13 protein-coding genes are annotated in these 12,244 nt (G+C 72.9%); 1 reads left to right on the top strand and 12 read right to left on the bottom strand.

The window, feature by feature from the left end:
* From BHU06_RS19430 to BHU06_RS19480, 11 genes are all read right to left on the bottom strand, one after another.
* The gene (locus tag BHU06_RS19430) at window positions 1-450 is read right to left on the bottom strand and encodes an SRPBCC domain-containing protein (RefSeq protein ID WP_083293320.1); all 450 of its coding nucleotides are present in this window, start codon (window positions 448-450) and stop codon (window positions 1-3) included.
* A 92-nt stretch (window positions 451-542) separates the two neighbouring features.
* Window positions 543-932, bottom strand: coding sequence for a YciI family protein (locus tag BHU06_RS19435; RefSeq protein WP_070400876.1), 390 nt, complete (start codon window positions 930-932; stop codon window positions 543-545).
* A 25-nt stretch (window positions 933-957) separates the two neighbouring features.
* Window positions 958-1,347 (bottom strand): DUF488 domain-containing protein, encoded by a 390-nt coding sequence (locus BHU06_RS19440; RefSeq protein ID WP_070400877.1) that lies wholly within the window; start codon window positions 1,345-1,347, stop codon window positions 958-960.
* A gap of 86 nt (window positions 1,348-1,433) precedes the next feature.
* Window positions 1,434-2,714, bottom strand: a complete 1,281-nt coding sequence (locus BHU06_RS19445) for a glutamate-5-semialdehyde dehydrogenase (RefSeq protein WP_070400878.1) — start codon at window positions 2,712-2,714, stop codon at window positions 1,434-1,436.
* Between the two features lie 56 nt (window positions 2,715-2,770).
* Window positions 2,771-3,376 (bottom strand): cyclopropane-fatty-acyl-phospholipid synthase family protein, encoded by a 606-nt coding sequence (locus BHU06_RS19450; RefSeq protein ID WP_070400879.1) that lies wholly within the window; start codon window positions 3,374-3,376, stop codon window positions 2,771-2,773.
* A 46-nt stretch (window positions 3,377-3,422) separates the two neighbouring features.
* Window positions 3,423-4,388 carry a tripartite tricarboxylate transporter substrate binding protein gene (locus BHU06_RS19455; protein WP_070400880.1) on the bottom strand — a complete coding sequence of 322 codons (966 nt, stop codon included), beginning with the start codon at window positions 4,386-4,388 and terminating at the stop codon, window positions 3,423-3,425.
* 14 nt (window positions 4,389-4,402) lie between these two features.
* Complete coding sequence (locus BHU06_RS19460; RefSeq protein WP_070400881.1) at window positions 4,403-5,956, bottom strand: sulfatase; 1,554 nt, start codon at window positions 5,954-5,956, stop codon at window positions 4,403-4,405.
* Window positions 5,957-5,960: 4 nt separating this feature from the next.
* The gene (locus BHU06_RS19465; protein WP_083293321.1) at window positions 5,961-7,010 is read right to left on the bottom strand and encodes a porin; all 1,050 of its coding nucleotides are present in this window, start codon (window positions 7,008-7,010) and stop codon (window positions 5,961-5,963) included.
* Window positions 7,011-7,159: 149 nt separating this feature from the next.
* A complete protein-coding gene (locus BHU06_RS19470) occupies window positions 7,160-8,056 on the bottom strand; it encodes a LysR family transcriptional regulator (protein WP_070400882.1) in 897 nt (298 codons plus the stop codon).
* Window positions 8,057-8,095: 39 nt separating this feature from the next.
* On the bottom strand, window positions 8,096-8,581 hold the full coding sequence (locus BHU06_RS19475; protein ID WP_070400883.1) for a DUF3237 domain-containing protein: 486 nt from the start codon (window positions 8,579-8,581) through the stop codon (window positions 8,096-8,098).
* Window positions 8,574-9,566 carry a tripartite tricarboxylate transporter substrate binding protein gene (locus BHU06_RS19480; protein ID WP_070400884.1) on the bottom strand — a complete coding sequence of 331 codons (993 nt, stop codon included), beginning with the start codon at window positions 9,564-9,566 and terminating at the stop codon, window positions 8,574-8,576. The genes BHU06_RS19475 and BHU06_RS19480 overlap by 8 nt, the downstream gene beginning before the upstream one ends.
* Before the next feature lie 94 nt (window positions 9,567-9,660).
* Here BHU06_RS19480 and BHU06_RS19485 point away from each other — a divergent pair, with 94 nt between their 5' ends.
* Entirely contained in the window at window positions 9,661-10,776 is a 1,116-nt protein-coding gene (locus BHU06_RS19485) for a hypothetical protein (RefSeq protein ID WP_070400885.1), read from the top strand.
* A 12-nt stretch (window positions 10,777-10,788) separates the two neighbouring features.
* Here BHU06_RS19485 and BHU06_RS19490 read toward each other — a convergent pair whose 3' ends face one another.
* Complete coding sequence (locus BHU06_RS19490) at window positions 10,789-12,171, bottom strand: FAD-containing oxidoreductase (RefSeq protein WP_070400886.1); 1,383 nt, start codon at window positions 12,169-12,171, stop codon at window positions 10,789-10,791.
* Window positions 12,172-12,244 lie beyond the last annotated feature (73 nt).

Genomic DNA, 12,244 nt, shown 5'->3' on the forward strand with positions numbered 1-12,244 from the left:
TCAGGCGCGCGCGGGCGCTTCGCACAAGGCCTTGAGGCGGGCCAGGGCCTTGGGCCAGCTCTCGTCCATCATGGCCGCGTACTCGGGGGGCACATCCTGCTCGATGTCCAGCCGCGTGCCACCGGCCTCCGGCGCGAAGCGGTAGTTCTCGTAGGCGGGCGGCCCCTCGTGGGGCACGGCCGGCTGGCCCGGCGACACCATGCCCAGGTGGCGGATCGACAGGAACACGTGGCGCTGGTTCTGCGCGATCTGCGCTTCCATGCCCTCGCCCGAGGGCGAGAGGAAACGGATGCGCGCGCCCTGCTCCCAGCTGCCCTCGTAGTAGGAGCCCTCCATGAAGGCCGAGGTCCAGTCGCGGTAACCGTCGTCGGCGAGCATGGTGGCCCAGACCCGTTCGACGGGGGCGTGGATGTGCGTGCGGTAGTTCAGGCGTTGCAGTGGGGTGCTCATGGACAGGTCCTTTCGGGGGCTGGGGAAACCCAAACGACGGCCGACACCCCCGGTTGTCGACACGCCCCGGGTAAACCCCGACGCCGCGGAGCTCAGCGCGCCGCCGCGGCCCGCCCGCTGGGCGTTTCGTTGCCGTCGCGGAACGCGCTCGCGCGCTCGGCCTCCAGCGGTCGGATCTCGAAGCTCAGCCCGAAGGCCAGGCAGGGGTTGCGCGAGGCGATGCGCGCGGCCTCGTCCAGGCTGCCGGCGGTGATGAACCAGTAGCCGCCGATGATCTCCTTGGCCTCGGTGAAGGGCCCGTCGAGCACGCGCTCGCGCGTCACCAGCCGGCAGCCCGTGCCCAGGCGGCTGCCGGCCCGCAGCACGCCGGCCGCGGCCTGTTCGCCGAACCAGGCGTAGAAGGCGTCGATGGCGCCCTGGATCTGTTCGGGGGACCGGTCGGCGTCCCATTGGCCTCGGGACAGCAGCAGGAATTCGCTCATGGGCGGTGTCTCCAGAAGAACGGGTTCAGTGGGCCAGGTCCGCGCCGGCCGCGGCCAGCAGCTCGCGCAGCACGGAGCGGTGGCAGTGCGACTCGTGCTCGCAGTAGCAGCCCACCGAGAAGTCGCTGCCGTGCGACATCGCCGCCAGCAGCGCGATCGCATGGGCATTCTCGGGTGTGGCCATCTCGGCGCGGTAACGGCGTGTGAACGCGGCCCACTCGGCCGGCGTCTTGGCCTGCTGGGCCTGCTTCATGGTCTGCAGGCTGGGCGCGAGGTTGGGGAACCAGACGTCGTACCAGTCCTGGCGCGCGAACTCGCTCTTGGGGACGCCGCGCGGCGGACGCCGCACCGTGCCGATGCGCAGGCCTTCGTTGTTCGCTCGCGGGCTGCCGAGCCGCACCACCCTGATCGCCATGGCTGTCTCCGGTTCCATCGACCGGCGACAGCGTAGCCGGTTCAGGCCCGGGCGCGCAAACCGCGCCGAGCCTGGGGGGGTGGCGCTCAGCCGCGCACCTCACCCTCGCCCAGCACCACGTACTTGAGCGAGGTCAGGCCTTCCACGCCCACCGGGCCGCGCGCGTGGAACTTGTCGGTGCTGATGCCGATTTCGGCGCCCAGGCCGTACTCGAAGCCGTCGGCGAAGCGGGTGCTGGCGTTCACCATCACGCTGGCCGAATCGACCTCGCGCAGGAAACGCTGGGCGTGTCCGTGGTCGGTGGTGAGGATGGCGTCGGTGTGGTGGCTGCTGTAGCGGTTGATGTGGGCGATGGCCTCGTCCACGCCGTCCACCAGCTTGATGCTGATAACGGGCGCGAGGTACTCCTCGAACCAGTCCTGCTCGCTGGCGTCCACCAGGGTCGCGCCGGCCACGCCGGCCAGCAGGGCCTTGCTCTCGGGGCAGGCGCGCATCTCCACGCCCTTGGCCGCGAAGACGGCACCGATCTTCGGCAGGAAGTCCTTCGCCACGCCGCGCGCCACCAGCAGGCTTTCGGTGGCGTTGCAGGGGCTGTACTTCTGCGTCTTGGCGTTGTCGGTGACCTTCACCGCGAGCGCGATGTCGCAGGGGTCGTCCACATAGGTGTGGCAGTTGCCGTCCAGGTGCTTGATGACGGGCACCTTGGCCTCGGCGCTGATGCGCTCGATCAGGCCCTTGCCGCCGCGCGGGATGATCACATCCACGTACTGCGGCATGGCGATGAGCTGGCCCACGGCCGCGCGGTCGGTGGTGGGCACGAGCTGCACCGCGTCGGCCGGCAGGCCGGCGTCGATCAGCGCGCGCTGCACCAGGGCGGCCAGGGCGCGGTTGGAGTCGATGGCCTCGGAGCCGCCGCGCAGGATGGCGGCGTTGCCGCTCTTGATGGCGAGCGAGGCGGCCTCGATCGTCACGTTGGGGCGGCTCTCGTAGATCATGCCGAAGACGCCAATGGGCACGCGCATCTGGCCCACGCGGATGCCGCTGGGCATCTGCCGCATGCCCATCAGCTCGCCGATGATGTCGGGCATGGCGGCGAGCTGCTCGCAGCCCTGGGCGGCGGTCTCGATCACCTTGGGCGTGAGCTTCAGGCGGTCGACCATGGGCTCGGCCAGGCCGTTGGCGCGGGCGCGCTCCAGGTCCTTGGCGTTCTCCAGCGCCAGTGGTTCACCGGCCTCGCGCAGCAGGGCGGCCAGGCGGCGCAGCGCCTGGGCCTTGGCCGCGACGCTGGCCTTGGCCATGAGCCGCGACGCCGCCAGGGCCTGCTGGCCCAGGGTGTGCATGAGTTCGGTGGTGTTGCTGGCGTTCATGGGTCGGGATTTTCGCACCGGGGGCCGACAAGCGCCCGGGCGCCCGCGCCATGCACCTAGGCCGCCAGGGGCCGGCGCGCGATCAGGGTGAGGAAGCGCTTGGTGGTGCCGCCGGGCGCCTCGAAGCTGTCGATGGCCTCGTGCAGCCGCTCCCAGCCGGCGAAACGCTCCCGCACGCGGCCGGGCTCGAACAGGCAGTGGCCCTCGGGCCCGAACATGCCCAGGAAGGTGGTCCCCTCGATCAGCACATTGAGCGACAGCACGCCGCCGGGCTCGGTGGCCGCCTGCAGCGCCGCCAGCTGGCGCCAGGCGCTGGCGCAGTCGAAGAACATCAGCAGGCCGATGCAGACCACGGTGTCGTAGCGGCCCTCGGGCGTGCGATCGCGCAGGTCGGCCTCGGTGGCGCGCAGCGGCAGCGACTCGCGCGCCGCCACCGCGCGCAGGTGGGCGATGGCGGAGGCGCTCGCGTCCAGCGCCTCGACCGTGCAGCCCCGGCGCGCCGCCTCCAGGGCCAGGTGGCCCAGGCCGCAGCCGAAGTCGAGCGTCCGCCCGCGCAGGTGCGGCAGGGTCGCGCGCTCGAAGGGGTTGAGGGCGTGCTCGCCCTCGGCGATCTGCCGCTGGAACTGGCGGTCGAAAAAATCGACGCTGTGCGGGGGGGTCATGGGCCCGAGTCTGCCTCGGCGGGGCGCGGCCCGTGCCCCGCCCCCCTCAATCCTGGGTGATCTTCTCGTCCACCACCACCTGGCGCCAGCGCTTCGACTCGCTGGCCACGAAGGCGCCGAAGGCGGCACCTCCGGCGCCACCGGGCTCCGCGCCCGAGGTCTCGATGCGCGAGGCCACGTTCGGGTCGGCCAGGGCCGCGACCAGGGCGCGCTCCAGCCGCGCCACGATGGGCGCGGGCGTGCCGGCGGGCGCGGCCACGCCGGTCCAGCCGCGCAGATCGATGCCGGGGTAGCCTTCCTCGGCCAGCGTGGGCAGACCGGGGAAAGCCTTCTTGCGCTGCGGCGCGGCAATGGCCAGCGCCACCACCCGGCCGGCGTTCAGGCCCTGCTGCGCCGCGGCCGAGCCGGAGAGCACCACGTCCACCGTGCCGCCCGTCAGGTCGGTGACGGCCGCGGCGATGGTGCGGTACGGCACGTGCCGCAGCTCGATGCCGGCGGCCCGCTGCAGCAGCGCCATGCCCAGGTGCGACGGGGTGCCCGCGCCCGCGCTGCCCAGCGTGAGTTGCCCGGGCTGGCGCCTGGCCAGGGCCACCAGCTCGGCCAGGGTCTTCACGCCCAGGCCCTGGCGCGCCAGCAGGACGGGCGACTCGGTGGTCAGCTGGGTCACGGCCACGAAGTCGCGCTGCAGGTCGAAGGGCGTCTTCGCGCGCAGGGCCGGCGTGACCGCCGACTGCAGGTTGATGAGGCCGACGGTGTAGCCGTCCGGCGCGGCCTTGGCGAGGGCCTCGACGCCGATGATCCCTTGGCCGCCGGGGCGGTTATCCACCACGATGGCCTGGCCAAGCTGGCGGGCGAGCACGTCCTGCAGGGCGCGGATGGCCACGTCGGCGGGCGAGCCCGGTCCGCCGGGCACGATGACGCGGACCGGCCGCGAAGGCCAATCGCTGGCCCAGGCGGACGGGATGCGGGCCAGGCCCAGGGCCGAGGCGGCGATGAAATGGCGGCGTTGCATGGTGGCTGTCTCCTTCAGGCCGCGTAGCGCGCTGGTGGACTGCTGTCCACCGCGGCGAGCATCTTGCGCAGCAGTTGTTGCATCAGTTGGGATTGGGTATCGCGGTGCCCGGGCGCGTCCCAGAGGTTGTAGGTCTCGCCGGGGTCCTGCTGGTGGTCGTACAGCTCGCCCCAGGACTCGCCCTGGTAGACGCTGAGGCGGTGGCGCTCGGTCAGCAGGCTGCGCACGCAGGCCGGGCGCTGGAAGCCCTGGCGCGTGCGGCTGTCCTGGTACTCGATCAGCAGCGCGTCCCACCCGCGGCCCTGGCCGTCGAGGCAGCCGAGCAGGGAGCGGCCCTGCAGCCCGCCGTAGGCCTCGACGCCGGCGCGCGCCAGCACGCTGGGCGCGATGTCGATGGTGGAGGCGAGCGCCTGGCTGACCGCCGGCGCGGGCTGGCGCGGGTCGCACCAGATGAAGGGCACGCGCGTGATGCCGCGCGAGGCCAGCGCGCCCTTGAGCATCAGGTTGAAGTCGCCCAGGTAGTCGCCGTGGTCCGAGGTGAAGACGATCACCGTCTCCTCGCGCTGGCCACTGTCGTCGAGCGCGCGCACGATGTCGCCGACCGCGTCGTCGATCATGGCGATCATGCCGGCGCTCAGCGCCATGGCCTCGCGGATCTCGCGCTCGGTGGCGAAGAAGGCGTCGTGCGGGCCCTGGCGCTGGCGGCTGCCGTCCAGAAAACGCTCGCGGCACCAGCCGATCGGCGGCGGCGGGTTTTGGTGCGCCTCGTAGGGCAAACGCAGCGTGAAGTCCGCCGGGTCGTACAGCCCCCAATAGCGGCCGGGCGGCGTGAAGGGGTGGTGCGGGTCGGGGAAGGACACGAAGGCGAAGAAGGGCTGTTCCTGCCCGCGCGTGCCGCGCAGGAAGTCGACCGCGCGGTCGCGGATGTAGCTCGTCGGGTAGAAGGCCTCAGGGATCGCGGTGCGGTGGGCCTGCGGGCACACGTAGCCGTGTGGCAGCTGGCTCGCGCGATCGCGCAGCCGATCGGCCTGCGGCAGGTGGCGGCGCAGCCACTGCAGGTAGTGGCCGCCCGCCTGGTCGCCATGGAAGGTCACCAGGTCCACTTCGTCGTAGCCGTAGTACGGCGTGTGCAACGGGTGGCGGTCCAGGCCCGCGTAGTGGCCCGGCTGTTCCTGCGTGTAGTCGCCGCCGTCGTCTTTCCAGGCGTCGACGGCGGGCGCCGCCGCGCCGCCTTCGGCCGGCCGGTCCGTCATGGGCTGCACATGGCTCTTGCCGATGCTGGCCGTGCGGTAGCCGGCGCGCCGGAGCTGCTCGACGAAGGTCGTGGCGCGCACCGACAGCGCCGCGCCGTTGACGCGCAGCCCGTGCGCCGATGGGTAACGCCCCGTGAGCAGCGAGGCGCGGTTGGGCATGCACACCGGGCTGGCGGCGTGGAAGCGCTCGAAGCGCGTGCCGCGCGCGGCCAGCGCGTCGATGTGCGGCGTGCGCAGCACCGGGTGGCCGTAGCAGCCCAGGTGGTCGGCGCGGTGCTGGTCGGTGACGATGACCAGGAAGTTGGGTCGGCGCATGGGCTCAGAAGTTGTGGCGGATGCCCAGCGCCAGGGCGCGCACGTCGTCGCCGCTGCCGGCGGTGACCGGGGCCAGCGCCAGCGTGTTCGCGGCCGTGCCCTGGTTGTTCAGGCGCAGCAGACGGCCGTACAGCGTGGTGCGCTTGCTCAGCCGGTAGTCGTAGCCCACCGCCATGGCCTGGGCGTCGTTCGGGCTGTTGCGCAGGTCGCGGCGGTTGAGCTCGGCCATCCAGCGGTGCGGGCCCAGGTCGTAGGCGGCGCCGAGCACGGTGTGCGCCGCGCGGCGCGCGCCGGGGGCGGTGCTGTCCGACACCAGGTAGGCGGCCGACAGGGTGAGGCCGCCGATCGCGTAGCTGCCGTTCAGGCCCTGGGTCTGGTTGTGGAACGGCGTGGCGGCGGCGCTGCCGCTGTCCAGGCGCTGGGCCGCGTAGCCGATGAAGTAGCGCTCGCCGCGGTAGCTGGCGCCGAAGGCCAGGATGCCGCCCAGGCCGGCGGCGCCTTCGTCCGGCGCCACCGCCACGTCCACGCGCAGCCCCTTGGCCCGCGGACCGCCGCCGTAGCGGTAGCGCAGCAGGTTGGACTGGCGCATCGCCAGGCCCACCGTGCGCGCGGCCGCGGGCTGGCTGTCCACGCTGCCCGCGAGCTGCACCGGGGCCCAGTTCGCGTTCATGCCGAATGGCACGGTGGCCAGCAGGTTGAAAAAGAGCGGCGTGTACTGGCGCCCGGCCTCGACGGTGCCCCACGGACCCTGCAGGCCCACGAAGGACTGGCGGCCAAAACCGCCACCCAAGGGGATGGTGCCGTTGTCCATGGTGAGGCCCATTTCCAGAACGAAGTGGGCCGACAGCCCACCGCCCAGGTCCTCCTTGCCGCGAAAGCCCAGCCGCGAGACCGCGTTGCCGCCTTCGTTCACCACGGTGCGCGAGTCGCTGCCGCGGATGCTGCCGACGTACAGGTCGGCGATGCCGTAGAGGCCGACGTCCTGGGCCAGGGCGCTCAGGCCCGGGGCGGCCAGGAGGCCCAGCGTCAGGGCCTGGCGGATGGGGTGCTTCACAGTGTCTCCTCTGGGTGATCGGGAGGTCGCACTGTGTCAGCGCGGTGTCCGCGCGGCCAATACTTTGTCATGAGGCCGCCATTGCGTTGCGCAATGGATCGACCCGGGACCCGACCACCAAAGGACTCCTTGCTACCCGAACGAGAGCATCAAGAGCGCTTGACGGCCTCGGACAACAGGCGCGCGAGCAGGGACTCGCCCACCAGCATGGCCTCGGACCAGCCGGCCTCGGGCGCCATGGCGATGCGCACATGCCGCTCCAGCCCACCCTCGGCGATGGGCAGCGCGATCAGCCCCGGGCGCTGCACGGCGCGGCGCGCGGCGAAGGTCGAGAGAATGGTCGCGCCCACGCCCTGCTCGCACAGCTCCAGCATCGACGACAGGTCCTCGATGCCGCCGAGGATGCGCAGGGACAGGCCCAGGCGCTCGGACGCGTCCATCACCAGGCGGTGCGCCGGCTGCATGGGCGACAGCAGCAGCTCGACCGCCAGCGCGTCCTGGAGCCGCGGCCGCCGCGGCAGCGCGCGCAGCCGCTCGCGCGAGCCCACGAGGGCCAAGCGCTCCGAAAAGGCCGTGCCACGCGCCCCCTCGACGGCCGTGGCCGACACCAGCGTGGCCATGTCCAGTTCGCCCTTGTGCAGCAGGCGCTCCAGTTCGGCCGAGTAGCCCACGCGAATCTGCGGCTGCACGCCCGGCATCGCTTCGCGGATGGCCCCGAACAACCGCGCGCTGAGCAGCGGCGAGAGGCTGCGCAGCAGGCCGATGCTGAGCACGCCCTCCACCACGCCGGCCTTCTCGCGCGTGGCCGCGGCCGCGTAGTCGATCTGCCGCAGGATGCGCTTGGCGCGCTCGTACAGCTCGGTGCCGGCCGGCGTGAGCGCGGTGCCCACGCGGCCGCGCACCACCAGCTTCACGCCCAGCCCCCGCTCCAGGTCGCCCAGGCGCTGGCTCAGCGCGGGCTGCACGATGTGCAGGCGCCGCGAGGCTTCGGTCAGGCTGCCGGCCTCGGCGATGCCGACGAAGTACTTGAGCTGGCGGATGTCCATCGGCGGTCCTTGGTCCGGCGCGGCGCGCCGCGCCTGAGCCTAGCGCAGCGCGAAGCAGGCGATGTCCACGCGGTCCGGGTGGCGCACGCCGCTGCCGACGAAGAGGCGCTCGTTGATCCAGCCCAGCGCGGCCGACGAGGTCTCGAACGCGGGCACGCAGCGGAAGTACACCAGCGAGGGATCGACCGGCTCGCCACGCACCAGGCTCGCGGTCACCGCCGGTGGCGCCACGCGAATCGCCTGGTTGCTGACGTAGATGAGGTCGCCGCCGTCGGTCTCGAGCACGTAGCGCGCGTCCAGCCGCGCCAGCGAGGGCGTCACGATGGCCTGGAAATCGGCCCCGCCCGGCAGCACGCGCCCCGTCCAGCCGTCGCCGCGCACCGTTCCGCCCGTGATGGGAATGACGCGCCGGTTGCCGGCCGGCGTGGGACCGATCTCGTGCACCGGCCCCACCTGCACGCTGAGCTGCGCAAAAAAGTCGAGCCCCGGGGCGGCCGGCGCGGCGGTGTCCACGCGCTCAGTCATTCGCCTTGAACCCCGTGGCCTTGACCACCTGCGCCCAGCGCGCGGTTTCCGTGGCGATGGTCTTCTCGAACGCCGCGCCGCTCTCGGTCGGCACGTCGAAGCCCTGGGCTTCGAGCTTGCCCTTGTAGCCGGCGTCGGCCTGCGCCTTCACCGCCGCCGCCATGATCGCGTCGGTCACCGCCGGCGGCGTGCCGGCGGGCGCCATCAGGCCGAACCACACCGTGGTATTTAGGTCGCCATGGCCCAGCTCCGCGAGCGTGGGCACCTGCGGCAGGAAACGCGAGCGCTGGGCGGAGGTGACCGCCAGGGCCTTGAGCTTGCCGCTCTGCACGTGCGGCAGGGCGCTCTGCAGCTGCGTGAAGCCCAGCGGCACCTGGCCGCCCAGCAGATCGGTGATCTGCGGTGCCGAGCCCTTGTAGGGGATGTGGACCATGGGCACCTTGAGGCGCTCGCTGAACTGGAAGCCCAGGAAGTGCGAGGGCGTGCCCGGGCTGAACGAGGCGTAGGCGGCCTTGTCCGCGTGGGCCTTGAGCCAGGGGCCCAGATCGGCCAGCCGATCCACCGGCACCGAGGGGTGCACGACCAGCACCAGCGGGCTCTCCACGCCCTTGGCGATGGGCTTGAAGTCCGATTGCTTCCACGGCAGCGCCGGGTAGGCCGAGGGGTTGATGGTGAACATGGCCTGCGTGCTGATCCACAGCGTGTGCCCGTCGGGCGCGGCCTTGCGCACCTGCTCGGCGCTGAGGTTGCCGTTGGCGCCGGCGCGGTTCTCGACCACGAAGGTGCCGCCGGTCTGGCGCGCCAGCTGCTCGCCGAGCGTGCGGGCATAGACGTCCACCGCGCCGCCCGCCGGCGTGCCCACCACCAGCGTCACCGGGCGGGTGGGCCAGGTCTGCGCGGCCAGGGGCATGGCGCCGCCGAGGGCCAGCAGCGGCATCAGCCATTGGCCGAGTCGGCGCAGCGCGGGGGTTGGGCGGGGGGTCATGGCGGGTCTCCGGTGAATTGAGGGGAACCGCGCAATCTAGGCTTGTCAGAATGATTGACAAAGCGAATCGTTCCTGGGGAATCCCCTAGCTGCCATGACCACCACACCAGCCTTGCTGCACGGACTGCCGCCGTTCGACCAGCCCCTCAACGCCGCCGGCACCTTCACGCCCGTGGGCGTGTCGCGGGCCTCGCCCGCGGTGGCCGAGGCCACGGCCTGGGCCTTGCAGCGCTTTCTGGTCATCGACGAATGGCAGGACCTGGCCTCGCGCGAACTCGCCGCGTTCAGCGGCGCGGCGGCGGGCACGGTGGTGCACTGCGCGGCGGCGGGCATCACGCTGTGCGTGGCGGCGGCCATGGCGGGCACGGACCCGCGGCGCATCGCGCAGCTGCCCGACAGCGAAGGCCTGCGCCGCGCGGTGGTGGTGCCCGCGCCGCACCTGATCGACTACGGCCACCCGCTGGCCACCGACATCCGCCTGGCCGGCGGCACGGTGCGCGCCTGCGGCCAGCCCGAACGCTGCACCGCCGACGACTGGCTGCCCGCGCTGGCGGCGCCCGAGGTGGGCTGCCTGCTGCTGGTGTCCTCGCGCCTCACGCGCGACCCGGCGTTCGACTTCGCCGCCGCGACCGAGGCCGCGCGCGCGGCCGGCGTGCCCGTGGTCATCGACGGTGCCGCGCAGGACCTGCGCGTGCGCGAGCTGGTGGCGCTGCAGCCGGCCGCCGTGGTGCTGAGCGCGCAGAAGTACCTGGCCGCGCCAACGGCAGGCCTGGTGGTGGGCGAGGCCGGTTTCATCGAGGCGGTGCGCGCGCAGCAGAAGGGCATCGGCCGCGCCATGAAGCCGAGCAAGGAGGCCTTGGTGGGCGTGCTCGCGGCCTTGCACGAGCGGCGCGCGCTGGACCTGGGCGCCTGGTCGCGCCAGCAGGAAGCCAAGGTGCGCCAGGCCGTGGACGCCCTGGGCGGCCTGCCCGGCGTGCAGGCCATGCGAATGCCCGACCCTCTGGGCGCGCCCGTCCCGCGCGTGCGGCTGCGCTTCGCGGGCGGCGCCGAAGCGGCGCGCGCCGCCGCGCAGGCGCTGCGGCGGCAGGACCCGCCGGTCTGGGTGATGGAACACGGCGTGGCCGAAGGCGTGCTCACCCTGGAACTGATCGCCCTGCGCGCGGACGAGGTGGACGCCCTGACCGGGGCGCTGCGCCGCTGCCTGGCCTGAGGCCCCGGGCGCTCAGTCCTTCACCGGCTCCAGCGCCTGCAGCAGCGTCGGCAGCAACTCCGACACCGTCGGGTGGATCGGCATCGAGCGGATGAGGCCGTCCACCGGCTGCTTCAGGCTCATCAGGTCCAGCAGGCCGTGCACGGCCTCGTCGCAGCGGTAGCCCAGCAGGCTCGCGCCCAGCAGCTGGCGGGTCTGCGCGTCCACCACCGCCTTCATCAGGCCCTGTGTTTCGCCGGCCTCGCGCGCGCGGCCCACGCGGTGCATGGGCAGGGTGGCCCGCAGCAGCGGCCGCCCGCTCTCGCGCGCCTTCGCCTCGGCCAGGCCCACGCGGCCCAGCGGAGGGTCGGTGTAGAGCGCGTAGGCCTCGATGCGGTCCGACAGCCGGCGCGGGTCCTGATCGAACAGGTTGGCCACCACCACCTCGTGGTCGTTCCAGGCGGTGTGCGTGAAGGCGCCGCGGCCGTTGCATTCGCCCACCGCCCACACGCCCTCGGCGCTGGTGCGGCATTGCTCGTCCACGCGGATGTGGCCGCGCGGGTCCACCTCGATGCCGGCCGCGCCGAGGTTCAGTCCCTCGGTGTTGGGCTGGCGCCCCACGGCCAGCAGCACATGGCTGCCCACCAGGCGCGGCGGCCGGCGCTCGCAGCGCGCGCCCACCGCGATGCCGCTCTGGCGCGGCGCCAGCGCGATGCACTCCGCGCCCAGCTCGAAGCGCACGCCCTCGCGCTCCAGGATCTCCCGGATCGCCTGGGCCACGTCCTCGTCCTCGCGCGGCAGCAGGCGCGCGGACTTCTCCACCACCGTCACCCGGGCACCGAAGCGGCGCATCACCTGCGCGAACTCCAGGCCGATGTAGCTGCCGCCGATGATCACCAGGTGCCGGGGCAGCGTGTCCAGCCGCAGGATCGATTGGTTGTCCAGCGTGGGCACGCGGTCGATGCCGTCCAGCGGCGGGCGCGCGGCGCGCGCGCCGACGTTGAGGAAGATGCGCGGCGCCCGCAGCTCGCGCTCGCCCACGCGCAGGCGGCCGGGCGCGACGAAGCGGGCCTCGCCCAGGATCACCTCGACCTTGTCCAGGCCCCGCATCCACTGCTCCACGCCCTCGCGCGACTGGGCCACCACCGCTTCTTTGCGCGCCATCACGCGCGCGAAGTCCACCCGCAACCGGCCGGTGGCGAAGCCGAACTCCTCGCCGCGCCGCGCCAGGTGGATGGCGCGCGCACTGGCCACCAGCGTCTTGGTGGGGATGCAGCCGTGGTTCACGCAGGTGCCGCCGAATTCGGCGCGCTCGATGACGGCGGTGCGCAGGCCTTCGCGGTGGCAGCGCGCGGCGATGGCCGGACCGGCCTGGCCGGCGCCGACGACGATGGCATCGAAGGTGTCGATGGGCATGGGCGTCTCCTGTGGCGGTGTTGAGGGCCTCCCCGGGTGGCGTGGCGGCCGGCAAGGCGCGTGCCGGCCGCGC

This window comes from Hydrogenophaga sp. PML113 (assembly GCF_001777155.1).
GTDB classification, from domain to species: domain Bacteria; phylum Pseudomonadota; class Gammaproteobacteria; order Burkholderiales; family Burkholderiaceae_C; genus Hydrogenophaga; species Hydrogenophaga borbori.